Annotated in this window: 20 protein-coding genes; 12 read left to right on the top strand and 8 right to left on the bottom strand. The window is 64.5% G+C overall.

Annotation, left to right across the window (positions count from 1 at the left end; all coding sequences use genetic code 11):
* Window positions 1-310: 310 nt before the first annotated feature.
* A complete protein-coding gene (locus tag B0G62_RS07365; protein ID WP_103703492.1) occupies window positions 311-1234 on the bottom strand; it encodes a LysR family transcriptional regulator in 924 nt (307 codons plus the stop codon).
* A 118-nt stretch (window positions 1235-1352) separates the two neighbouring features.
* Between B0G62_RS07365 and B0G62_RS07360 the strand changes: the two genes are divergently transcribed.
* The 5 genes from B0G62_RS07360 to B0G62_RS07340 all read left to right on the top strand — a co-directional run bounded on the left by B0G62_RS07360 (window position 1353) and on the right by B0G62_RS07340 (window position 6515).
* Complete coding sequence (locus B0G62_RS07360; protein WP_103703672.1) at window positions 1353-2237, top strand: intradiol ring-cleavage dioxygenase; 885 nt, start codon at window positions 1353-1355, stop codon at window positions 2235-2237.
* Window positions 2234-2536, top strand: a complete 303-nt coding sequence (locus tag B0G62_RS07355) for a Dabb family protein (protein ID WP_103703491.1) — start codon at window positions 2234-2236, stop codon at window positions 2534-2536. Before B0G62_RS07360 ends, B0G62_RS07355 begins: the two co-directional genes overlap by 4 nt.
* 10 nt (window positions 2537-2546) lie before the next feature.
* A complete protein-coding gene (locus tag B0G62_RS07350; protein ID WP_103703490.1) occupies window positions 2547-3608 on the top strand; it encodes a maleylacetate reductase in 1062 nt (353 codons plus the stop codon).
* Between the two features lie 166 nt (window positions 3609-3774).
* Window positions 3775-5424, top strand: a complete 1650-nt coding sequence (gene mhpA / locus B0G62_RS07345; protein WP_103703489.1) for a bifunctional 3-(3-hydroxy-phenyl)propionate/3-hydroxycinnamic acid hydroxylase MhpA — start codon at window positions 3775-3777, stop codon at window positions 5422-5424.
* Window positions 5425-5438: 14 nt separating this feature from the next.
* On the top strand, window positions 5439-6515 hold the full coding sequence (locus B0G62_RS07340) for an alpha/beta hydrolase family protein (RefSeq protein ID WP_103703488.1): 1077 nt from the start codon (window positions 5439-5441) through the stop codon (window positions 6513-6515).
* 65 nt (window positions 6516-6580) lie between these two features.
* On the opposite strand, the gene B0G62_RS07335 is transcribed toward B0G62_RS07340, so the two are convergent.
* The 6 genes from B0G62_RS07335 to araD form a co-directional block, all read right to left on the bottom strand.
* Window positions 6581-7654 (bottom strand): LacI family DNA-binding transcriptional regulator, encoded by a 1074-nt coding sequence (locus B0G62_RS07335; protein WP_103703487.1) that lies wholly within the window; start codon window positions 7652-7654, stop codon window positions 6581-6583.
* Window positions 7655-7720: 66 nt separating this feature from the next.
* A complete protein-coding gene (locus B0G62_RS07330) occupies window positions 7721-9310 on the bottom strand; it encodes an aldehyde dehydrogenase (NADP(+)) (RefSeq protein WP_103703486.1) in 1590 nt (529 codons plus the stop codon).
* Between the two features lie 67 nt (window positions 9311-9377).
* Complete coding sequence (locus B0G62_RS07325; RefSeq protein ID WP_103703485.1) at window positions 9378-10565, bottom strand: porin; 1188 nt, start codon at window positions 10563-10565, stop codon at window positions 9378-9380.
* Window positions 10566-10723: 158 nt separating this feature from the next.
* Entirely contained in the window at window positions 10724-12055 is a 1332-nt protein-coding gene (locus tag B0G62_RS07320) for an MFS transporter (protein ID WP_103703484.1), read from the bottom strand.
* 73 nt (window positions 12056-12128) lie between these two features.
* The gene (locus tag B0G62_RS07315; RefSeq protein ID WP_103703483.1) at window positions 12129-12866 is read right to left on the bottom strand and encodes a ribonuclease activity regulator RraA; all 738 of its coding nucleotides are present in this window, start codon (window positions 12864-12866) and stop codon (window positions 12129-12131) included.
* A 37-nt stretch (window positions 12867-12903) separates the two neighbouring features.
* Window positions 12904-14664 carry an L-arabinonate dehydratase gene (gene araD / locus B0G62_RS07310; protein ID WP_103703482.1) on the bottom strand — a complete coding sequence of 587 codons (1761 nt, stop codon included), beginning with the start codon at window positions 14662-14664 and terminating at the stop codon, window positions 12904-12906.
* A gap of 387 nt (window positions 14665-15051) precedes the next feature.
* On the opposite strand from araD, the gene B0G62_RS07305 reads away from it, so the two are divergent.
* The 7 genes from B0G62_RS07305 to B0G62_RS07270 all read left to right on the top strand — a co-directional run bounded on the left by B0G62_RS07305 (window position 15052) and on the right by B0G62_RS07270 (window position 22024).
* Window positions 15052-17205 (top strand): FUSC family protein, encoded by a 2154-nt coding sequence (locus B0G62_RS07305; protein ID WP_244193135.1) that lies wholly within the window; start codon window positions 15052-15054, stop codon window positions 17203-17205.
* 50 nt (window positions 17206-17255) lie between these two features.
* Window positions 17256-18719 carry an efflux transporter outer membrane subunit gene (locus B0G62_RS07300; protein WP_103703481.1) on the top strand — a complete coding sequence of 488 codons (1464 nt, stop codon included), beginning with the start codon at window positions 17256-17258 and terminating at the stop codon, window positions 18717-18719.
* Window positions 18709-18909 carry a DUF1656 domain-containing protein gene (locus B0G62_RS07295; RefSeq protein WP_103703480.1) on the top strand — a complete coding sequence of 67 codons (201 nt, stop codon included), beginning with the start codon at window positions 18709-18711 and terminating at the stop codon, window positions 18907-18909. Before B0G62_RS07300 ends, B0G62_RS07295 begins: the two co-directional genes overlap by 11 nt.
* 30 nt (window positions 18910-18939) lie before the next feature.
* Window positions 18940-19854 (top strand): efflux RND transporter periplasmic adaptor subunit, encoded by a 915-nt coding sequence (locus tag B0G62_RS07290; RefSeq protein WP_103703479.1) that lies wholly within the window; start codon window positions 18940-18942, stop codon window positions 19852-19854.
* Window positions 19855-20195: 341 nt separating this feature from the next.
* On the top strand, window positions 20196-20834 hold the full coding sequence (locus B0G62_RS07285) for a hydrolase (RefSeq protein WP_103703478.1): 639 nt from the start codon (window positions 20196-20198) through the stop codon (window positions 20832-20834).
* A gap of 112 nt (window positions 20835-20946) precedes the next feature.
* On the top strand, window positions 20947-21333 hold the full coding sequence (locus B0G62_RS07280) for a DoxX family protein (RefSeq protein WP_103703477.1): 387 nt from the start codon (window positions 20947-20949) through the stop codon (window positions 21331-21333).
* A 268-nt stretch (window positions 21334-21601) separates the two neighbouring features.
* Window positions 21602-22024 (top strand): OsmC family protein, encoded by a 423-nt coding sequence (locus B0G62_RS07270; protein WP_103703475.1) that lies wholly within the window; start codon window positions 21602-21604, stop codon window positions 22022-22024.
* Here B0G62_RS07270 and B0G62_RS07265 read toward each other — a convergent pair.
* Window positions 22021-22998: a LysR family transcriptional regulator gene (locus B0G62_RS07265; protein WP_244193134.1), complete on the bottom strand. Its 978-nt coding sequence runs from the start codon at window positions 22996-22998 to the stop codon at window positions 22021-22023. The two genes, B0G62_RS07270 and B0G62_RS07265, sit on opposite strands and share 4 nt — an antisense overlap.
* Between the last annotated feature and the right edge of the window lie 62 nt (window positions 22999-23060).

The raw sequence follows: 23060 nt of genomic DNA, 5'->3' as shown, positions 1-23060 counted from the left end.
ATCGTTGGTTTTTTTGCGTGTCACGGGGCGCACCTGAAAGTCCGCCGCCGCTGATTTCGCCGTGACGCCTGGGCATGCGTTCTGGGCAAACGCACTGTAAAGCGAGCCCGAACGGCGAAAAAGTCCCCATGGGGAGAACACTTCTCCGTTCGGTGGAGAAATTCGGCTTGACACTAGCTGGAGGAGAATGAGCGGGCGAATCGGCGCACGCCGGAGATTCGGCGCGGCGTCTCTATCGGCAATTTTTATTTCGTATGCCTGAATTTAATGCATGGCCACGCTGGATAAATGGCGAGGCCAGCGTTGCCCTCTACTGCACGACGTCGTTCCACTTGCGCGCGAAGCCTAGCCGCTCGAAGCGCTCGATCAGAAACTCCGTGAATACGCGGATCTTGGCCGGTTGATGACGGCGGCTCTGATACGCGAGGTTGACCGTGAGCTCGGGCAAGCGCCAGTCGGCCAGAACCGGCACGAGCTTGCCCCCGACGATATCGCCATGAATGATGTAAAGCGGCTGGATCAGGATGCCGAGTCCGGCAAGCGCCGCCGCGCGTATGACCTGCCCTTCGTTCGCATCGAGCACGCTCTTGATGGCAACCGACTGGCGCTTCGCGCCGCGCCGGAAATGCAGCACGTAGGGGTCGTTGGCGAGGTTATAGACGAGCAGGTCGTGCTCGACGAGCGCATCGGGCGTCGCGGGCGCGCCGCGCCTGGCAAGGTAGCCCGGCGATGCGGCCAGCACCCGCCGCGTCTGCGCGAGCTTGCGAACCGTGATGCTGGAATCCGCCTCGTGCTCGCGGGTGCGGATGGCAACGTCGATACCGGCCTCGATGAAGTCCGGATAGCGGTTCGCCGCGACGATCTGTACGTTCAGGTTCGGATAGCGCTGGTGAAATTCGGGCAGCGCCGGAGCAATATAAATCGACGCAAAAGACACCGATGCCGTCACGCGCAGCGTGCCGCCCGGATTGACGGAGGCTTCGTTGACCGCGGCGTCGGCCTCGGAGAGTTCGGCCAGGACGGCGACGCAGCGCCGGTGATATTCGCGCCCCGCATCGGTCAGCCAGAGACGCCGCGTCGTTCGCTCGACGAGCCGCGCGCACAGGCGGTCCTCCAGCGCGTTCAGGCACCGGCTTGCCGCCGCACTCGACATCCCGAGCTGCTCCGCCGCCTTCGAGAGGCTGCCCAGCTCGGCGACCTGAATGAAGAACTCAATTTGTGTCAGCTTATCCATACACTCGATTTCTCCGCCAGATGGAGAACAAAACTCCATAAACTGGTCTTTTTTCCGCACCAGGACGGAATTAATCTTACCGGAACAAATCATGAAACAACATCCGGAGACAACCGACATGCGCAACCTCAACGAAGACACGATCACCCAGGCGGTGATCGCATCGCTGAATGGCTGTCGCGACGAACGGCTGCACACGGTAATCACGAGCCTCGTTCAACACCTGCATTCATTTGCCCGCGAAACGAAGCTGACCGAAGCCGAATGGCAGGCCGCGATCGCGTTTCTGACCGCGACCGGCCATATCACCGACGACAAACGCCAGGAGTTCATCCTGCTCTCGGATGTGCTCGGACTCTCCACGCTCGTGACCGCGCAGAATCATGCGAAGCCGGCGGGCTGCACCGAGGCCACGGTATTCGGTCCGTTCTACGTAACGGGAAGCCCGGAATACCGTTCGTTCGACGACATCTCGAACGGCGCGCGCGGCGAACCCTGCTTCGTGCGCGGACAGGTGCGCGCACTCGATGGGAAAGCCATTACGAATGCCCTGCTCGAAGTCTGGCAGGCCGACGAGGATGGCCACTACGACGTGCAACTGCCGCCGGGCGACAACGGAGCCGTCGAGCACCGGGCGCGCGGCAAGCTGCGCACCGACGCCGATGGCCGCTTCGCGTTCCGCTCGATCCTCGCCGAACCGTATCCCATTCCGCACGACGGCCCCGTGGGCGCGCTGCTGAGCGCCTTGGGCCGGCATCCGTGGCGGCCCGCGCACCTGCATTTCATGATTCAGGCGCGAGGCTACGAAACCCTCATCACCCACGTGTTCCGCGACGGCGACCGCTATCTCGACTCCGACGCGGTGTTCGGCGTGCGCTCCACGCTGGTCGCGCAATGGGTCCGGCATCGGCCGGGCACGGCCCCGGACGGCTCGCGCGTCGACGTGCCGTACTACACGCTCGACTACGATTTCGTGCTGAATCCTCAAGGAAGCGCCGCATGATCCGGCACATCGTAATGTGGAAAGTGGCAGGCGAGACCGGACACGAGCACAACGAGGCACGCGCGCGCGTGAAGGCCGCTTTCGAAGGATTACGCGGGCGCATACCCGGCATGACGCGCATTGAAGTCGGCGCGGATTTCAGCCAGGCCGACTACGCCTGCGATCTCGTACTGATCGCGGAATTCGAGTCGCGCGAGGCGCTCGGCCTCTACGCGACGCACGCGGAACATGCACGGGTACGCGAAGAACTGGCCGGTCTGCGCATCGCGCGCCACCAGGTCGATTACCTCGCCGAATGACGGAGGCAACATGGAGTTTGTTTATCAGGCGCGTCCCGCACGCGTGATTTTCGGCGCGGGCAGCCTGCGCCATCTGGAGCGCGAAGTGCTGGCGCTCGGGGCGAAGCGTGCGCTCATTCTTTGCACGCCCGAGCAGCGCTCGATCGCGCAAAGCGTGGCCGGGCAACTCGGGGCGCGTGCGGCCGGTCTCTACGATCAGGCGACCATGCATGTTCCGGTCGAGGTGGCGCGCGATGCCCGCAACTACGCGAAGGCGCATGACGCTGATTGCGCCATTGCGGTAGGCGGCGGCTCCACGATCGGGCTTGGCAAGGCGATCGCGCTGGAAAGCGGCATGCCGATCATCGCGATTCCCACGACCTACGCGGGCAGCGAAATGACGCCGATCTACGGGCTGACCGAAGACGGTCTAAAGCGTACCGGCACCGACCCACGCGTGTTGCCGAAGACGGTGATCTACGACCCCGCATTGACCGTGACGCTGCCCGTCGAGTTGTCGGTCACGAGCGGCATCAATGCGATAGCGCACGCGGCCGAGGGGCTCTACGCGAGCGACGCGAACCCGGTGATGAGCCTGATGGCGGAAGAAGGAATACGCGCGCTCGCGCAAGGCTTGCCGGGCATCCGGCGCGACCCGGCCGACCTCGCCGCGCGCGGCGATGCGCTCTATGGCGCGTGGCTATGCGGCACGGTTCTGGGCAACGTCGGCATGGCGCTGCATCACAAGCTATGCCACACGCTAGGCGGCAGCTTCAACCTGCCTCATGCGCAGACGCACACCATCGTGCTGCCGCACGCGCTTGCGTATAACGCCGCGGCCGCCCCCGATGCCATGCGCCGGATCGCCCGCGCGCTGGGCGCCGACGACGCCGCGCGCGGGCTCTACGAACTCGCGCGCGACAACGGCGCCACGCTCGCGCTCAAGTCGCTCGGCATGACGCTGGCCGACCTCGACCGCGCCGCCGACATCGCCATGGCCAATCCGTACTGGAATCCGCGGGCCATCGAGCGCAACGCCCTGCGTGCGCTGTTGCAGGATGCGTTCGAAGGCGTGCCGCCCCGCACACATTGAACGGTGGCGCCCAACCAGGATTCACGCGGGATTCACGCGGGACTCGCGCGGGACTCACCCGGGACTCACCCGGGACTCACCCGGGACTCACGCGCGCACGACGATACACGACAAACCTGCACGACAAGCAGGCCATGAATAATCGACACAATCAAGGAGACACTCAATGAAGCCAGGCTTGAACCACGGTGGCGAGCACTACGACGTAGCGGTCATCGGCTATGGCCCCAGCGGCCTCATCGCCGCATCCATGCTTGGCCGCGCCGGCTACCGCGTCGTCGTCATCGAACGCTGGCCGACGCCCTACGGCCTCCCCCGCCTCACGCACATCGACGGCGAAACGGCGCGCATCGTCCAGGCCAGCAGCGATGTGGAGCAGGCATTGCGCAACGCCAAGCCGGTCGATACGTACCACTATCGCGACGCCGCGGGCGACCTGCTGCTCGAACTGAACTGGAGCGGACGCGCCTGCGGCTACCCCGCGCACATCTCGATCTACCAGCCCGATATCGAAGACGCGATCGACGCGCGTGCGAGCGGTTACCGGAACGTGACCGTGCTGCGAGGCTGGGAGGTCGAAACGCTGAAGCAGGACGGCGACGCCGTGGTGCTGTCCGCGCATCCGTGGCGCGGCGCCCAGGACGAGCAATGGACCGAGGCGCCGCGCACGTTCCAGGTCCGCTACGCGATCGGCGCGGACGGCGCCAACAGCTTCGTGCGCCGCACGCTCGGCATCGAGCGCACCGACTTCGGGCACAACGAACGCTGGTTGAACCTCGATTCGGAAAACCGCCGCGACCTGGGCGAGGCCTGCGCGAAAACGACGATTTTTTGCGACCCCGAGCGCGCGTACATGCACATGCCGATCGGCACGAAACGCACGCGCTTCGAACTGCGCGTGCTCCCCGGCGAGGCGACGTCGGATTGGGAACAGGAGAACGCGGGCTGGCGCTGGCTGAAGGAGCGCTACGGGCTCGGACCGGACGATCTGAGCATGCTGCGCCACGTCGTCTATACCTTCGAAACGCGCATGGCCGAGCGCTGGCGCGACGGTCGCGTGCTGCTCGCGGGCGACGCCGCCCATACCATGATGCCGTACATGGGCCAGGGCGCCTGCTCGGGCATGAGGGACGGCATCAATCTCGCCTGGAAGCTCGACCTCGTGCTGAGCGGCCGCGCGTCGCCGTCCTTGCTGGACAGCTATGAAATCGAACGCCGGCCTCACGTCACCGCGATCATGCAGATGTCGCTCTTTCTCGGCAAGGTCGTCAATGAGGACGACCCGCACAAGGTCGCCGAACGCGACGAGGCGTTCCGCGCGGGCAAGGTGCCGCCGATGCCGCCGTTCCCGAGGATCGAGCAAGGCATCGTGCATCGCGAGGCCGGCGGTTCGCTGCTGCCCGCCACGGGCACGCCGGCGCCGCAAGGGCGGGTGCGCCAGGGAGCGGCGGAAGGACGGCTCGACGACGTGGTGGGCTATGGCTTCCAGATCGTCGCGCGCGAGCATCCGGCCCGTTATCTCAACGCCGGCCAGCTCGCGTTCCTGAAGCAATTGGGTTGCCACTTCGCAGTCCTGTCCGACGATGCGGCCGCACCGGATGCCATTGTCGATCTCGACGGCGATCAGCGCGCATTCCTGAACGAGCACTGCATGGCGGCGTACCTCAGCCGGCCGGATTTCGTCGTGTTCGGGTCGGTTGCGGATCTGCGGGAACTCGGTGGACTCGTCGACGATCTCCGCACGCAGCTCCATTGGTGCGCCGATTCCACGGCGCGTGCCGTGACGAATCCCACGGTGGGCGCGCGCGTTTCGTGAACAGGAAATCCAGCATGACAACCGAAATTTCCCCCATGACACTCGCGTTGCAGCGGGCGATGTCCCTTACCCGGCTCCTCGACTGCGGCATGGACTACGCGGATGCGACGGCCCTTCATGCCCGGACGTCGAACGGCGAGCAATGGGACGCGGTAGCCGAAGCGCTTGCCGCCGCACAATTCGCGCGTGCGGCGCTGGCCGCCGATGGCGGGCATCTGGTCACCGCAGCGGACGCACAGGCGAACGGAATCGCCGCCCTGTTATTCGCGCAGATGGCGTTCAACGACGACGTACCGCGCAAGCGCTCGCTCTACGCGCAGTTGAGCGGCGCGACGCGGCGTCTCGCGGACTGGTCGGACAAAGCGATCGAGCGCGTGGAACTGCCCTTCGCCGGCGCGCAGTTGATTGGCTGGCTCGTCCGGCCTTGCGCGAAGCCGGTGCGCGGCACGGTCATCGTGTTCGGCGGGCAAAGCGGATGGGGCCTCGCCTACTGGCCCGTCGCGCGCGCGCTCGCCGCGCGCGGCCTCGCAACGCTGCTGGCCGAAGGCCCGGGTCAAGGCGAAACGCGCCTCGAACAGGGCATCTTCCTCGACGTTGACGTTACGGCCGCCTACCGGCGCTTTGTCGATCACGTCACCGCCGACGCGACGCTCGGGCGCGCCGGCATCTGGGGCAACAGCATCGGCGGATTGTGGGCGGCGTCCACGGCGGCGGCGGACCCGCGCATCGCCGCGTGCTGCGTGAACGGCGCCCTCGCCAGTCCCACGCTACTGCCGTTCCGCACCTTCGTCGAACAGGCCGCCGCCATGCTGGGCAACGACGACCCCGATGCGATCACGGCAAACTTCGCACGCCTGCGTTTCGAGCCGCGGCGCGAATCCATCGGCTGTCCGCTGCTCGTGCTGCACGGCGGCGACGATCCGCTTATCCGGCTGGAAGATCAGCAACCGTTTCTGGACGCAGCGCAGGCCGAAAACGCGACGCTCAAAATCTGGCCCGATGGCGAGCACACGATCTACAACCATTCAGCCGAGCGAACCGCCTTCGTGTGCGACTGGTTCGCCGAGCAGTTGAGCAGGCAACCTGTCTGAACCGGCACGAACGCCGCGCGTCGAACGGCATGATCCGCCCCGGGCATTCTGGCCGATCTGGCCAATCAGGCCGATTCGCGCGCGACGATCGTGAAACCCACATCGAGAACGCGCCGCTCGTCCGGGCTTCTCCCGCCATTCAGGCGGTCAAGCAAAAAGCGGGCGGCGTTCAGTCCAATGCGCGTGCCGTCCACTCGCACCGTGGTCAACTGCGGGATGGTTTCGGCGGAGAATTCCAGGTCCCCGAAGCCGCAGATCGCCAGTCGTGACGGCACCGCCAGCCCCATTCGGCGCGCCGCCCCCAACGCGCCGATCGCGAGCAGATCGGAACCGCAGAAGACCGCGTCGATATCCGGCGCCCGGGACAGCAGATCCGGCAGTGCGCCTTTGCCCACCTCGACCGAACTGGGCGGCGCGACGATCTTTTCGGCGACATTGTGGATGCCGGCCCGCGCGAGCCGCTCGCGAAACCCGGCGCGCCGCGCAAGCGCACGCTCGTCGTTGGCCGAGATGAGCGCGGGATGGCGGGCGCCGCGCTGGAGAAAGTGCCCGGCGACGGCCGCGCCGATTTCGTAGTGAGAAAAGCCGACCAGCATGTCGATCGGCGTCTCGGTCGTCTCCCAGGTTTCGACCACGGGAATGCCGACATTCCTCAGCCGCTCGCGCAGCCAGTCGGTGTGGGCGACGCCCGTGAGCAGCACGCCCTCAGGCCGGCGGCTCAGCACCGCGTCGAGCAGGGTCTCCTCGTTCGATGCGCTGTATCCGCTCAATGCGAGCAGCACCTCGTAGCCCGCGCGCGACATGGTTTCGCTGAAAACCTGGATGGTTTCGGAAAAGAGCGAGTGCGCAATGGTCGGCACGATGGCGGCAATCAGGCGCGAGTGCGCGGACGATAAACCACCCGCCAGCCGGTTCGGCACGTAGCCGAGCTTTTGCACGACCTCGCGCACCCGCTCAAGGGTCTGCGGAGCCACCGACTCCGGGTTGTTGAACACCCGCGAGACGGTGATCGGCGAAACACCGGCCTGCGCGGCGACATCGGTGATGCGCAGGCCCTTGGGCCCGCCGCGTGTGCGCCTCGGGCGCACGGACGCGTCCGTGTGTTCGACGGCTGCTGCAGCGGATTTTGTTGCCGGCATGAGCGTTCAGAAAAAGGAGCGTGCAAAAAAGCTATTGTAACGAATCCGCCCGCTCCTCCCGCCCGCCTAGCGGGTCTTCCTGAGTTCGCCGTCCTCAAGGCGCCACAGGCCGAGCGGATTGCCGTCCCGCAGCGCCTCGGGCAGCAGTTCGGCAGGCAGGTCCTGATAGCACACCGGCCGCAGAAAACGCTCGATCGCGCTTGTGCCCACCGACGTCGTGCGGCTGTCGCTGGTGGCGGGGAACGGACCGCCATGCACCATGGCATGCGAAACTTCCACGCCCGTGGGGAAGCCGTTCGCGAGCACCCGGCCCGCCTTGCGTTCGAGGATCGGCAACAGCTCGCGCGCCAGATCGAGGTCGGCGCCGGCGTCCAGGTGCAACGTGGCGGTCAACTGCCCTTCCAGCTTCGTGGCGATTTGCAGCATCTCGGCGGCGTCCTTGCAGCGGACCACGATCGAGACCGGACCGAAAATTTCGTCGCTCAATACCGCGTTGTCGAGGAACGTCCCGGCATCGGTCGCGAATAGCATCGCGCGAGCCTGCGTCGGGCCGCCTTCCTCCAGGCCGCGCGCCGCGACGCTCACCGCGTTCTGCTCCGTCAGCCGCGCAATGCCCGCAGCGCACGCGGACTGGATGGCGGGCGTGAGCATCGTCTGCGCCGCCCTGGCGCTCAACGCCTCGCCCGCGCGCTCCATGAATCCATCGAGTTCGGCGCCGTCGAGCGCGATCACCACGCCGGGATTGGTGCAGAACTGCCCCGCGCCCAGCGCGAGCGAATCGACGAAACCGCGCGCGATGCTGTCGGCACGCTGCGCGAGCGCCCCCGGCAGCAAAAAGACCGGATTGATGCTGCTCATTTCGGCATGGACCGGAATCGGCTCGGGACGCGCGGCGGCCACCCGCATCAAGGCGAGGCCCCCATGGCGCGAGCCGGTGAAGCCCACGGCCTTGATGGCCGGATGCGCGACCAGCGCCTCGCCCACTGCGTTGCCCTCGCCGAAAATCAGCGAGAACGTGCCATCCGGCAGGCCGTGTTGCGCGACGGCAGCCTGCACGACGCGCCCGACAAGTTCGGAGGTGCCCAGATGCGCGCCATGCGCTTTCACGACAACAGGGCAACCGGCCGCGAACGCCGACGCCGTGTCGCCGCCCGCGACAGAAAACGCGAGCGGAAAGTTGCTCGCGCCGAACACCGCGACCGGACCCAGCGGAATCTTGCGCATGCGCAGGTCGGAACGCGGCAGCGGCTGACGATCGGGCAGCGCCGCGTCGAGGGTCGCAGCAAGCCAGCGGCCCTCGCGCACGAGCGCCGCAAAGAGCCTGAGCTGGCCCATCGTGCGCGCGCGCTCGCCTTCGAGACGCGCCTTCGGCAGGCCGGTTTCGGCATGCGCGCGCTCGATCAGCACGCTGCCCAGCGCGCCGATGCCATCGGCGATCGACTCGATAAAGGCCGCGCGGGTCTCAAGCGGCGCCTGACGGAACGGGTCGAACGCGGCGCTGGCGAGCAGGCACGCACGCTCGACCGAAGCGGCGTCGCCACTCGCGAAACCCGGTTCCGCGATGGCGTCGCCCGTCGCCGGATCGATCGCGTACAACACGCGTCCCGTGCCGCGCACGGTGGATTGGCCAATCAGCAGGTCGCCGGTAATCTGCATGGGAAGACTCCTTCAAAGGGATCAGGTACGGGGCGCGAGGGGCACGAGAAGCGCGCCCCGCACCCGGTTAAAAGCGATGGCGGATGCCAACGTGGACGGTGCTCTGCGCATCGGTCGTCGAGGCGGTCAGACCGTTGATCGCGGCAACCGCCGGATGGTTGCTCGAATCGGTTCCCGACGCGTGCTGATACACGCCGATGATGTAGACATCCGTGTTCTTCGAAAACGCGTAATCGGCGCTCAGCGCGCCCTGGTGATAGGTCGCGCCGCCATTGACGCCCGTTGCCGACGCCACGCTGCTGCCCTTCATGTAGTCGTAGGCTGCGGTCACGGAGAACGCCGGCGTGAACTGGTATTGCAGGTTGATTTCCGCGTTGTTGAAATGTGCCGACCCCGTGTAGCCAGACGGATTCACACCCGATTCGGCCGTGTCGCCAAGATGCGAGAACTGAATGTTCGAATAAGTCGCGCCGACGGTGGCCGCGCCGAGCCGGTACGTGCCGCCCGCTGCGATCACCTGATAGGTCCGCGCCGAAGCGAATCCGCTATAGACGGGAGACGATACGTTGGCCGCGTTGGCGCTCGGCGTGCCCGTCGTGCTGTTGCCGAAGAAGCTCACATTGGGATTGCGAACGTTCATGTAGGCGGCGGCCACCGAGAGCGGGCCATGGTCGTAGCCCGCGCCGATCGACCATGACTGGTTGCGCGTGAGCTCGCCGGCCACGCCGCCGAGGCTGTACATACCGCCGAAGCGCAGCCCCGAGTAGTTTGCGCTCTGATACTTGATCGAGTTGTTCGTGCGGTAGGCGTTGTTGAAGTTATCGATATCGCCGGGATGCGCGGCGAGATAGCCGCCGCCAAACGCCCGGTCCGAGAACATGCCGGGATAGTCCACGACCTCGTCGTACTGGCGGCCCAGCGTGAGCGTGCCCAGGCGCGCGTCGGAGAGTCCCACGAAGGCACGCCGCCCAAACAGCAGGCCGCCTTGCGTGAACTTGCCGGTGCTGCCGTCGAAGCCGCTTTCGAGCAGGAAGATCGTTTTCAGCCCGCCGCCCAGATCCTCGCTGCCGCGCACGCCCCAACGGCTGGACTGCAACACGCCGCCCGCCATGCTCCACTGGTTGCCGCCGCCCGAATTGCTCGTATAGCTCAGACCCTGATCGATCACGCCGTACAGCGTGACCGAGCTTTGCGCCTGCGCCGCGCCAGCGGCAATGCCGAGCAGACCGACGGGAATCATGCGGATATATTTCATTGCTTGTTCTCCAGTTTGTGAGGATGCGGCGGTCTCCACGCCGCGCGGGTAGGACGGCTCCTCGCGCGATACGCGCGATGGTAGCGTTGTCATTTCTATCTAAAGGAACGGCGCACAGGTGCGCCGTCGGACGGAACGTCAGCGGTCAGGCTCGACGATCAGTGTGCGTCGTTCGTGACAGCCGCCGTGGCGGCCGACTGGGGCAGATGGCTGGCGCGGCGCAGGATCAGCGCGGTCGTGATTGCGAAGATGACCATGCACGCGGCGGGCACGAGCATGGGAGCGTGGTTGCTACCGGTGGCCTGCTTGACGAACGGCACGAGGTTCTGCGCGATAAAGCCGCCGATGTTGCCGAGCGAGTTGATCACGGCTATGCCGGCCGCAGCGCGTGCGCCATGGAGGAATTTCGAAGGCAGCGTCCAGAAGCACGGAATCAGCAGATACATGCACGGCGCACCGACACACAATGCCGCGAAGCGCAGGACGGGCCCCGGCAGGAACACGGAGCCGACGAAGCTCGCCACGCCGAGCAGCGCCGCCATGAGCATCGCGACGGTCGCGTGATTGCTCGCGCGCAGCCGTGAAGGCAGCGTGGCGAGCACGAGCGTCGCCATCAGCCACGGAATGATATTGAGCAGCCCGTTCGTGGTGTTGCTGACACCGAAAGCCCTCACGAGCGTCGGCAGCCAGTAGCTCACGCCGTAGACCGAAATCGACAGCATCATGTAATAAAAAGCCATCCCAAGCACGCGCGGGTCCTTGAGCACGTCGAGGACCAAGCCGTGCGCCGCCTGCGTGCGCGCCGTCGAGCTTTCGGCCGCGAGCGTGCGAGCGAGCCAGCGCTTTTCGCCGTCGGAGAGGAATTTAGCGCTTGCCGGCGCGCCCGGCAGGCAGAGCAGCACAACGATAGTCAGGATGACTGAGGGAATTCCCGTCACAACGAACACGAGCTGCCAGCCGTGCAGGCCGAACAGCCCGCCCTTGTCGAGCAGCCAGCCGCAGATGGGCGCGCCGATCATGTTGCCGAGGCTGCTCCCCACCGTGAAATAGCCGAGCATACGCACGCGATGGCGCTGCGGAAACCACAGCGTCAGGTAATAGATCACGCCCGGATAAAGACCCGCTTCGGAGGCTCCCAGCAGAAAGCGCAGGATGTAGAACATCGTGGCGTTTCGCGTGAACGCGAGCAGGATCGTCACGACGCCCCATGTAAACATGATGCGCGCCATCCAGCGCGGCGCGCCGTACTTGTGAAGCAGAATGTTGCTCGGCACTTCGAACAGCAGGTAGCCGATGAAGAACAGCGACGCGCCAAGCCCGTACGCCACCTCGGAAAGCCCGAGCGTTCCGAGCATCTGGAGCTTTGCGAAGCTGATGTTGGAGCGGTCGATGTACGCGACCAGATAAAGCACGCCGAGCAGCGGCATCAGCCGCCATCCCATGCGGTTGATCAGACGCGGCTCGTCGATCTCTGCAGTGACGTCGTTCACAAAGTCTCCTGAGCCCGCCATGCGCGGGCCATGTTTCTGGAATCGGCGCGAGGCCGTGACGCGCGGCGCGCCGTCAGCCCGCGCGCTGCTCGCGCCACGCGCGGTACGCCGCGAGCGTCGCTTCGTCCGGCGGGTAAGTGCCGCGCAGCGCACTGCCGGCTTCGATACGCTCCGTGATGAACGCTTCGAGCAACTCCTGCTCGGCGGCATCCTGCGCAACCTGCACGGCCATCTCGCGCGGCACGATCACCACGCCGTCCGCATCGGCCACGACGATGTCACCGGGATAAACCGGCACGCCGCCGCACGCGATCGGCACGTTCAGGTCGACGGCGTGATGCTTCGCCAGATTGAGCGGCGCGCTCGCGCCCGTGCACCAGATCGGCAGGCCGAATGCGGCGATCGTCGCGCTGTCGCGCACCGGGCCGTCGGACACCATGCCCGCGACGCCACGCTTCGCCAGGCGCAGCGCGAGAATCGAGCCGACCGACGCAACGGTGCGGTCGCCACGGCAATCCTGCACGAGCACGCTGCCCGCGGGCGCGGTTTCCACGGCCTTGCGCTGCGGGTGATCCGGGTCCTGGAACACGCCCACGTGGTCGAGATCCTCGCGAGCGGGAATATTGCGCAGCGTGAACGCCGGGCCGACGAGATTGGGCGTGCCCGGCGCGGGCGGCACGAGCGGCGCCACGCCTTGCAGAAATACATTGCGCAGTCCGCGCTTGAAAAGCTGGGTGGTGAGCGTCGCGGTGCTCACGTGACGGAGCTGTTCGAGGGCGGCGTCGCTGACTGGCTGGTTCGATGCGGTCATGATGAATCCGGTAACGGTTTGAATCGGTTTGAATCGATCAGTGAATGTCGGGCTCGACACCGGGCGTCTCGTGCTGCCCGGCGCGCGGCGTCTCAAGGAAGTCGAAATCGCAGCCCTTGTTCGCCTGCGTCACATGCAGTTGATGCATGACGCCGAAACCGCGTTCGAACGGGCGCTTCGGCGGCGTCCACGCGTCCTTGCGCGCCGCGAGTTCCGCGTCGCTTACGTGGAGGTGCAGGCGGCGGGCCTCGACGTCAAGCTCGATGATGTCGCCGTCCTTGACGAGCGCGAGCGGGCCGCCGACGAACGACTCCGGCGCGACGTGCAGCACGCACGCACCGTAGCTCGTGCCGCTCATGCGCGCGTCCGAAATGCGCAGCATGTCGCGCACGCCTTGCCGCAGCAGCTTCTGCGGAATCGGCAGTTGGCCCCACTCGGGCATGCCGGGCGCGCCCACGGGACCCGCGTGCTGAAGCACGATGACCGAGTCGGCCGTCACATCGAGATCTTCGTTATCGATGCGCGCCGCCATGTCGCCGTAGTCCTTGAACACCACCGCGGGCCCGCGATGCTTGAGCAGATGCGACTCCATGGCGGCGGGCTTGATCACGGCGCCGTCCGGCGCGAGATTGCCGCTGAGCACCGCCAGGCCGTCCCGCTCGACCAGCGGGTTGCTGCGCGGGCGAATCACGTCCGCATCGTGGATTTGCGCGCCCGCGATATTTTCGCCGAGCGTCTTGCCGTTGACGGTCATCTGCGAGCCGTCGATCAGCTCGCCCAGTTCCGCCAGCAACGCGCGCAGACCGCCCGCGTAATAGAAGTCCTCCATGAGGTATTGCCCGGCCGGCCGGATATTGCCGAGCACCGGCGTGATGCGCGCGAGTTCGTCAAAGCGCGCCGTGGTCAGCTCGATACCCGCGCGCCGCGCGACCGCGACCAGATGCACGATCGCATTGGTCGAGCCGGACATGGCCAGCACGGTGGTGACGGCATTGTCGAACGCCTTTGCCGTCAGAATGTCCGATAGTTTCTGGTCGGTCCAGACCATCTCGACGATACGCTGGCCCGTGAGCGAGGCATATTGCGCATGGCGCGAATCCACTGCCGGAATCGACGAAAAGCCCGGCAGCGTGAGACCGAGCGCCTCCGTGGCGCTCGTCATCGTGGAAGCCGTGCCCATCGTCATGCAGTGGCCGGGCGAGCGGGCAATGCCGCTTTCGATGCCCTTCCATTCCTCTTCGGTGATCTTGCCCGCGCGCAGTTCAGCCCAATACTTCCAGGTGTCGGAACCGCTGCCGAGCGTGCGGCCGTTCCAGTTGCCGCGCAGCATCGGACCGGCCGGCAGATAGATGGCCGGCAGGTTCATGCTGATCGCGCCCATCAGCAGACCCGGCGTGGTCTTGTCGCAGCCACCCATCAGCACGCAGCCGTCGAACGGATACGACTTCAGCAGCTCTTCCGTTTCCATGGCGAGGAAGTTGCGGTAGAGCATCGTGGTCGGCTTCTGAAACGGCTCGGCCAGGGTCATGACCGGCATTTCGACCGGGAAGCCGCCCGCCTGCCAGATGCCTCGCTTGACCTCTTCCACGCGCTGCTTGAAGTGCGTGTGGCACGAATTGATCTCGCTCCAGGTGTTGACGACGGCGATCACCGGCTTGCCCATGTAATCGGACGGGTGATAACCCATTTGGGCCGTGCGCGAGCGATGGCCGAACGAACGGAGGTCGTTGACGCCGTACCAGCGGTGGCTGCGCAACTCTTCAGGCTTTTTGCGGATAGAGGACAAGGTAATCTCCATGATAACGCTACCATTTCAGCGTACGAAACAACGCTGCGATACGGCAGGCACTAATCTGATGGCCGGATGGTAGCGTTATCATCGGCTCGTGACTTCCAGGGAAAATACGGATAACCGAAGACGATTCATTCAGACGTGCCATTGCGTTCGACGAGTGCGAACGAAGCGTTTCCCATTCCGACGCTACCGGTTTCGGTAGGGTTTCCGTACAGTGCTCTGCTCAGGACGCCCGCCGACCAGCGACGCATTTGCCGCGCACCAGCGACGCACTGCCTGCGCATCCCGCAACGGCATCGGACCGAGCGGGCCGCCTCGGGAAATCCGCCACCCGTGACCGTTACGGGTTGAGCGGCGGCAGGTTCGTCGTGCAAGCCGGGAGAGAGAGCCATGAGCACATCTTCAGCCATCAGCCTGCCCTGGCACGCCGCCCTTCGTGTGGCGGCTCGACAATATGTTCAGGAAGACGGAATAAGGCTGATCCACGCCCTGAAGACTGCATTGGCGGTACTTCTCGCCACGGGCCTTTCCATGGGGCTGGACCTCGCGGCACCGCGCACGGCCATGGTGAGCGTGGTGATCCTGATGATGCATCAGCACTCGGGCATGGTCATGGCACGCGGCTTTTACCGCGGTCTGGGCATGGTGGTGGGCAATCTTGCGGCGCTAATGCTGTTTGCGCTATTTCCCCAGGAGCGCGTGTTGTTCCTGGGCGCGCTCGCCGTCTGGATCGGACTCTGCGTGTGGGGTGCGGCCTATTACCGAAACTACCAGTCGTATGGCTTCGTACTCGCGGGTTACGCCACCTGCATCGCGGCGCTGCCCGCCATTGACCATCCGTATGGCATCCTGGACAACGTCGTGACGGGGCTGAGCGAAGTCTCGGTCGGCATTCTCTGTGCGAGCGTCGTCAGCGCCATGATTTTTCCGCTGCATGTGCGCGACGTACTGCTTCGTGCCGGTGCCGGTCACTTTTCTGACTTCCTTGGATTCGTGCGGCGCGCGCTGACCGACCGTCTCGAACCACTAGAATCCGGACGGATCCAGTTGGCGCTCATCGGGCAGCGCGCACAACTGGAAAACCTGCGCAGCGCAGCCGTGTTCGAAGACCCGGATCTGCGCCGCCGCGACGGCCTAATGACCCGTCTGGCGAGTGAATTTCTCGACGCCAACACCCAGTTCCATCTGCTTTATCAGTTCCGCCAACGGCTGCGCACCAATACGGGCAGCGATGTGGCGAACACCGTGGATACCCTCTTCGCCCATCTCGCCGCGATTTTGCCGGATCGTATCGATCCCGCGCGTCCGGATCTGGAGCGCCTTCATCAATTCGACCATGCGCTGACCACCCTCATAGCACAACTGCCGGCCCTGCAGACGAATCAACACGCCGCGCTCGTGCACGAAGCGCTTGCGACACAGCAGCTTGCGCAAAGCGCAACGCCCCATCTGGAGAACGCAGCAGCGGCCCTGCGCGCCTATCTGCGCGATTTCATTGCGCTGCGCTCGCCAGACTTTTCGCGTGATTCGGCCTACGTACGACGTCCAGTGCGGATCGTGACCACGGCCAACCGGATGGTGTCGATGGCTGCGGGATTGCGCGCGACCTGTACGATCGGTGCGGTGTCGCTGCTCTGGATTGCCACTGGCTGGACGAGCGCCTCGGGCGCGGTCATTTCGGCCGCCATCGCCAGCGCACTCTTCTCCACCGTCCCCGCCCCGGCCGCCGTCACGCGGCAGATGGTGGCAGGCTGCACGGCAGCGTGGCTGGCGAGCCTGTTCTTCAACTTCTTCGTGCTGCCGCGCCTCGACGGCTTTCTGCTGCTCGCGGCCGCTATTACGCCCTCTATTCTGGCAGGCAGCTACCTGACCACATGGCCGCGGACCGCCACCATCGGCCTCGGATTCAATATCTATTTCTGCTTCCTGAGCAATCTGACCAACCCGAGCGTCTACTCCCCCGCCAGCACGCTGGACGCGGGTTTCTCGACCATTATCGGCATCGTTGCGGCGTCGCTCGCCTACTCCTTCGTCGCACCTTATGCCGGAGAGTGGGTGACCGGCCTCTATCTGAACCAGTTGCGCAGGCTGGTCGCCCACGTGGCCTGCGACGGCCCGCTCGCCGGCATACGATTGCGATTCGACAGCGGCGTTCGCGACTGCGTCCAGCAGATCGGCATGCGCAGCGGCACAGGGCGTTACAGCGAGGCCGTCCTGCACGCGTGGTCGTTTGCATCCATCGAAATCGGCCGAGGCGTCATCGCCCTGCGCGAACTACTCCCTCACGCTTCGCTCCCCCCGTCCTGGCGCACCTTCGAAACCGACATTCGCAAGACCGTCGCGCACGCGTTCACGTCGCCTTCCCGTGACAGCTTCCTGGCCGCCTCGAAATCCGTCGAAGCCGCGCTGGCAGCGTTGCCTGCGCCCGTGGCATCGGTTGCCGACATCGCCCTCGTCAAGCTGCGCTCGACGCTGAACGACATCCGGCTATCGCTCCAGGACAATCTGGTCCCGCTGGGCGCCATGGACGGGAACATCCGGTGATTTCGCCCGATCGTGTACGCCGGTTTCCCGCCATTGCACGCAACGTTCCAATGGCGAAGCGTCCCAGCCTGTTGATAACGCTCGTCTGCTCGCTCCTGCTGTCGGGATGCGCGAACCACAATGGAATCGTTGCGCGTTCAACCATGCTGGACCCGAAGTCGGTTGCCCCCGGCGACGCAATACAGACAGCGCTGACCGATGCGAACTGGCCGCAGGACCGCTGGTGGAGCCACTGGTCCGATCAACAGCTCGACGAGCTGGTCACGCTTGCCGTGGCGGGAAATCCGCAAATGGGTCTCGCCCAGGCGCGGATCGACCGGGCCTGGGCGGCTGCGCGCATTGCCGGCGCCGCGCGCGCGCCGGTCATCTCCGCCGACACCGCGTTCGCGCGCCGGCGTTTCTCCGCCTATGCCAACCCCAACCCGCCTGGCGGCGCTACTGTCTGGAACAACGCCGCTGACCTCAGCCTGCTCTACGAACTCGACCTCTGGGGCAAAAATCGCGCGACGCTCGAAGGCGCGCTCGACACCGTTCAGGCCGCTGCCGCCGACGCCCGCGAAGCACAACTCCTGCTTGAGGAATCGGTGGTGCGCGCGTATGTAACGCTCGCGCTGCAATACGACCTGCGCGACATCGAAGTCCAGACGCTTCAGCAGGAGCAGCACATTGTCGATATCCTGGAGCGGCGCGGCAAGGCCGGTCTTGCGAGCCGCCTTGAAATCAGCGAGGCGCACACGCCCATCGCGGCCACCCGCGCGCGAATCGACCAGCATGACCAGCAGATCGCGCTGGCGCGCAGTCAGTTAGCTATCCTGACCGGTCAAGGGCCGGGCGCTGGCGAGCACCTGGCGCGTCCCAACCTTCGTCCCGACGTACCCATCGCCTTGCCCGCCACCTTGCCTGCTGAACTGGTCGGCCACCGTCCCGACGTGGTCGCCCAGCGCTGGCGCGTCGAAGCCTCGGCAAAGGCGATCGAAGTCGCGCGATCGGACTTCTATCCGAATATCGACCTCATTGCCACGGCCAGTCTCGCGTCGGCGGCTTTTGGCGGCTTCTTCACTTTCGTCAACAACAACGCCGCCGATCACAGCTTCGGCGTGGCGATTTCGCTCCCCATCTTCGATGGCGGCCTGCGCAAGGGCCGCTATGGCACCGCCGTCGCGCAATACGACGAGGCCGTGGACAGCTACAACCAGGCCGTGCTCGGCGCCTTTCAGGGCGTATCCGACCAGGTCGTATCGCTACGCTCTCTGGAAATCCAGCAGCGCGACGTGAACCTCTCCCTGCAATCCGCAACGGAGGCGTTCGACTACGCCGAACAAGGCTATCGAACCGGCATGAGCGACTATCTGAATGTGCTTGCCACGCAAACCGAACTCCTGCGCGCCCAGCAAAGTGCGGCGCTCGTCCGTGCCGCGCGGCTTGACGCGTGGGCGCAACTCATGACCGCGCTGGGGGGCGGCATGGAAACGGCCGCCAATCCGCCGCAAGGAGCGAGCAGCCGTGCCCCGTGAAATCGCCTTCGCTTCGCTTCTTATACCCACCTTGCTGCCGGTCTTCCTCGGCTGTGCGGCGGCTTACTGGCTGATCGACCGGATACTCGCCCGCACCGGCCTGTTCGGGCATGTCTGGCATCCCGCGCTGTTCCGGGCCGCGCTGTTCGTGTGCCTGTTCAGCGGCGCGAGTCTGGCGCTCGGAACCTAGTCCGATCCGCGGTGTTCTCCCTCTCTCATCATGAATCTTTCGTCGCTGATCCGCGCCATCTCCACCGTTGCCCTTCTGGGGGCCGCGATCGTGCTGGGCCACACGCTCTGGAATCACTACATGTATGCGCCCTGGACGCGCGACGGCCGCGTGAGAGCCAAGGTCGTCAATATTGCCCCGGACGTCGCGGGCATCGTCACCGACGTGCCCGTCGCGGACAACCAGTTCGTGCATCGCGGCGACATCCTGTTCGATATCGACAGGGAACGTTTTCGCCTGGCGCTGCAGCAGTCCGAAGCGGAAGTCGCGCTGCGCAAGTCGGAATTCGACATGCGCAAGCAGCAGGCCGCCCGGCGCGCCCAACTCGACGGATCGGTCATTTCCACAGAAGTGCGCGAGGACTCGGGCTCCCAGGCGCGCCAGGCCTATGCGGGCTACCAGGCCGCGCTCGCCGCCCGCGAGGTCGCGCGACTCAATCTCGAACGCAGCGCGATCCGCTCGCCCGTGGACGGCTACGTCACGAACCTCAACCTGTATCCCGGCGACTATGCCAGCGTGGGAGCGGCACGGCTCGCCGTCATCGACCGCAACTCATACTGGGTGTACGGATACTTCGAGGAAACCAAACTGCCTCATGTGCACGTCGGCGATAAGGCGGAAATACGTCTGCTGTCCGGCAGCCCGGTCATCGAGGGCCATGTGGAGAGCATTGCGCGCGGCGTCAGCGATCGCGACAATCCATCCGGCCCGACGCTGCTCGCCGACGTGAACCCGGTCTTTACCTGGGTCCGGCTCGCCCAGCGCGTCCCCGTTCGCATTCATCTCGACGCCGTGCCCGACGATGTGCCTCTGGCAGCGGGCACGACATGCACCGTCACGATTTTGCCCGCTGAGAAGGCTTCTAAAATCACCCCGGTGGCCATTTCACATGAACTGAAACAGTGAGAAAGGTGCGAAAAACCTGATTTCATCAAGACTTCCATACAATGATTAGTCATACGAACGATATTTACGTTACCGCGATGTTCTCTAATGCAGAACGCCGTGTTCGTCAAATGGGGCTCACGCTATCGAGGACTATTCGCCTATCCTTGGGAAGCTCAACGCGGACTCCGCTGCGGACAATTGCAATCGGACTCCGTGTCGCCGCGGTCCCGGCCGCCTGCGGCCAGTTCCCTCCACAGGCAGAGCGAGCGCCCTGAATACCCGCGTATCGCGTATCAGCGATCCGTTGCATCAATGCGCGTTGAGGATTGAATCTTTCCCTTTACTGGACAGGAGAAATTATGGCTAGCGAACCGATTCGCGATCCCGTTAACGACCATCTGCTGACTCCGCAGAACTCCGCATTTGTGATCATCGACTACCAGCCGGTACAGGTGAACTCGATTGCTTCGATGGATCGGCAACAACTGGTCAACAATATCGTCGGCGTGGCCAAGGCCGCGGTGGCCTACAAGCTGCCGATCGTCCATTCGACCGTCAACGTCAAGACCGGCCTGAACAAGCCGCCGATCCCCCAGTTACGCGCGGTGCTCGGCGACTATACGACCTACGACCGTACCTCGGTCAACTCGTGGGAGGATGTCGAATTCCGCGCGGCAGTCAAGGCAACGGGCCGCAAGAAGCTCATCATGACGGCGCTCTGGACGGAGGCATGCCTGACGTTTCCGGCGCTCGACGCGCTCAAGGAGGGCTATGAGGTCTATGCGGTGGTGGATGCAGTGGGCGGGACGTCAGTGGCCGCTCATGAAGCCGCGCTTCGCCGGATCGAGCAGGCGGGCGGCAAGTTGATCAGCGTCACGCAGTTGTTCTGCGAACTCCAGCGCGACTGGGCACGCAGCGAAACCGTCCCCGCCTTCATTGACCTGTTCATCGAAACCGGCGGAACTGCGGGTATTCAGTTTTCCTACGATCGCAGTTGATCGAACCGGGCGCGGCGCTGACGCTGACGCTGACGCTGACGCTCACGCCCGCGCCCGGACCCTCCAGACGAACCCCTGTCGCGACGCTCGAACCATCGTTGCCGGAAGCAAAATGGCCGACTACTATCTTCTCGCCGGACGTTTATTCATTGCGCTAATGTACGTGCTTAGCGGCTTCAACAAGCTGTTGTTCTTCCGCCATGGCCTTGAAGAGGTTCAGGCGAAGAATCTACCGTTTCCCCGCCTCGCGCTAAGTGGCACGATCGTCATTCAACTTGCTTGCGGAGCGGCGATCATGGCAGGGCACCTGACCACGATTGCATCAATACTGCTCGCCATCTTCACGTTGGCGACGGCCGTGGTTTTCTACAACTTCTGGAATTATCGAGGCGCGCAGCGCACGTTATTCTTCACCGGCTTCCTCGAACACATCAGCATCATCGGCGGGTTCGTCGTCCTCATCGCCTCCGGGCCGGGGAAATTCGTGCTCCCTTCATGACCGCAATCCGATCTGCAACCGGCGCGCGAGCATGCGTGAATTGAACGTCGCAATGGCCGCCGCCGGGACACTCCTGTGATGGTGGCGGCATGCTTGACGGGAAACGCTTTATGTACTGGAATTTCATTTCGGGTACGCAAGAGGCCATGGAGGATGCAAAGCAGCATTGGCAGGCGGATGAATTTCCGCGCGTATCCACGGAAACCAGCCGGATTGCACTGCCTTCAGCAACCCGGCTTCATCCAGCAACGGTCATTGAGGAACTATCGTGCCACTTGCCACAGCCAGCGCAAATCTCGGTGCCGACGCACCTGACTATGTCGTAAGCATCCAGACCGGCAACCACACCCTGACCGGCGACGAAGGCCCGCATGAAGGTGGAACGGACCAGGGGCCCGCGCCTTTCGCCTTTGTCCTGTCAGGGCTTGTTGCCTGTACTGCCGCAACGTTGCGGATGTATATGCAGAGAAAGAACTGGCCGACAGGAAGTCTCGTTGTAAACGCCGAACTGCACCGCGATCACGATGGCACGCCCTATATTCGCCGGACAGTGGATATAGCGGTCCGATTGGACGATGCCCAAAACGTGCGCCTGGCGGAAATCTGCGAAAAAACGCCTGTCACGCTGTTCATCAAGCGCGGAACGCGTATCGACACCACCTTGAGCAGCTTGCAGCCCCCTGCCAGCTAACGTACCGGTGCGCATTCGACCGGCGCGGCTCCTCCGCTCTGGCGCGCGTCGGCGAAATCGAATCCCTCCCAGGGCGTGTCGATCAACCAAAGCCTCATGTACTCGATGAACGTGCGTAGCTTGTGGGACGTAAACGGGCTGCGAGGATACGCGGCATAGATGACGTCGTCTTCGGGTCGCTCTTGCGGCAGGACTTTGACCAGCCGATGTTCCGCCAGATCTCGCGCCACAACGAAGTTCGGCAACAGGGCCAGCCCGACTCCGGCGACGGCCGCGTCGCGCAGGGTCTCGCCATTGTTGGACGCAAACCTACTCACTGGAGAAAGCGTGCGAGGCTTGCCATCCGGCGAAGCCGGGCGAAATGACCATGTCCGGGAAACTGGCGCATCGCTATAGCACAAGCAGCGGTGCCTCAGGATATCGTCGAGTGTTTTCGGTGAACCATGCCTTTTCATATACTCTGGACTACAGACCAATACGCGACTGCTCACCCCCAGATGCTTTGTCGGCATGGCGCTGTCCGGCAGCCGCGCAACACGGATCGCAACATCGAATCGTTCTGCTTCGATGTTGACGATCCTGTCGTCCAGATCCAGCACAACGTTGAGATCAGGGTGGATCTGTGCGAACTCCGCGACGACCCTGCCAAGCCACAATTGGGTGAAACTCACTGGAGCGACGACGCGCAGTTTGCCAAAGAGATTGTTTTTCCGCTCCGAGATAGCCTCGACGGCGGCGTTCAGTCTACGCATCGACTCCGTGGCCGCTTCGTAGAAGAGCAATCCCGCCTCGGTCGGCATGACGCCGCGGGTCGAACGTACCAGAAGCTGGGCGCCGAGATTACGTTCGAGATCGCTCACCCGCTTGCTGATGACCGACTTGGAGAGGTTCATCTGGTATGCGACTGCGGTGATGCTGCGCTTCTCGACCACCAGCATGAATGCCTGAATTTCCTCATTATCAAGCGGCTTCAAGACTTTATCTCCAGAGATGCCGAAACCACCTTCGCGCCCATCGGACCTTCCTTTTCACTCAA

Origin of the sequence: Paraburkholderia eburnea (assembly GCF_002917095.1) — a bacterium.
Taxonomy (GTDB): domain Bacteria; phylum Pseudomonadota; class Gammaproteobacteria; order Burkholderiales; family Burkholderiaceae; genus Paraburkholderia; species Paraburkholderia eburnea.
Note: the sequence above shows the minus strand (reverse complement) of the source record. Positions and strands in the feature narration are given on the sequence as shown.

Bases quoted from the DNA above. Each gene is read 5' to 3' on its own strand.
- B0G62_RS07365 (WP_103703492.1), bottom strand. From the start codon at position 1,234: ATGGATAAGCTGACACAAATTGAGTTCTTCATTCAGGTCGCCGAGCTG.
- B0G62_RS07360 (WP_103703672.1), top strand. From the start codon at position 1,353: ATGCGCAACCTCAACGAAGACACGATCACCCAGGCGGTGATCGCATCG.
- B0G62_RS07355 (WP_103703491.1), top strand. From the start codon at position 2,234: ATGATCCGGCACATCGTAATGTGGAAAGTGGCAGGCGAGACCGGACAC.
- B0G62_RS07350 (WP_103703490.1), top strand. From the start codon at position 2,547: ATGGAGTTTGTTTATCAGGCGCGTCCCGCACGCGTGATTTTCGGCGCG.
- mhpA (WP_103703489.1), top strand. From the start codon at position 3,775: ATGAAGCCAGGCTTGAACCACGGTGGCGAGCACTACGACGTAGCGGTC.
- B0G62_RS07340 (WP_103703488.1), top strand. From the start codon at position 5,439: ATGACAACCGAAATTTCCCCCATGACACTCGCGTTGCAGCGGGCGATG.
- B0G62_RS07335 (WP_103703487.1), bottom strand. From the start codon at position 7,654: ATGCCGGCAACAAAATCCGCTGCAGCAGCCGTCGAACACACGGACGCG.
- B0G62_RS07330 (WP_103703486.1), bottom strand. From the start codon at position 9,310: ATGCAGATTACCGGCGACCTGCTGATTGGCCAATCCACCGTGCGCGGC.
- B0G62_RS07325 (WP_103703485.1), bottom strand. From the start codon at position 10,565: ATGAAATATATCCGCATGATTCCCGTCGGTCTGCTCGGCATTGCCGCT.
- B0G62_RS07315 (WP_103703483.1), bottom strand. From the start codon at position 12,866: ATGACCGCATCGAACCAGCCAGTCAGCGACGCCGCCCTCGAACAGCTC.
- araD (WP_103703482.1), bottom strand. From the start codon at position 14,664: ATGGAGATTACCTTGTCCTCTATCCGCAAAAAGCCTGAAGAGTTGCGC.
- B0G62_RS07305 (WP_244193135.1), top strand. From the start codon at position 15,052: ATGAGCACATCTTCAGCCATCAGCCTGCCCTGGCACGCCGCCCTTCGT.
- B0G62_RS07300 (WP_103703481.1), top strand. From the start codon at position 17,256: ATGGCGAAGCGTCCCAGCCTGTTGATAACGCTCGTCTGCTCGCTCCTG.
- B0G62_RS07290 (WP_103703479.1), top strand. From the start codon at position 18,940: ATGAATCTTTCGTCGCTGATCCGCGCCATCTCCACCGTTGCCCTTCTG.
- B0G62_RS07285 (WP_103703478.1), top strand. From the start codon at position 20,196: ATGGCTAGCGAACCGATTCGCGATCCCGTTAACGACCATCTGCTGACT.
- B0G62_RS07280 (WP_103703477.1), top strand. From the start codon at position 20,947: ATGGCCGACTACTATCTTCTCGCCGGACGTTTATTCATTGCGCTAATG.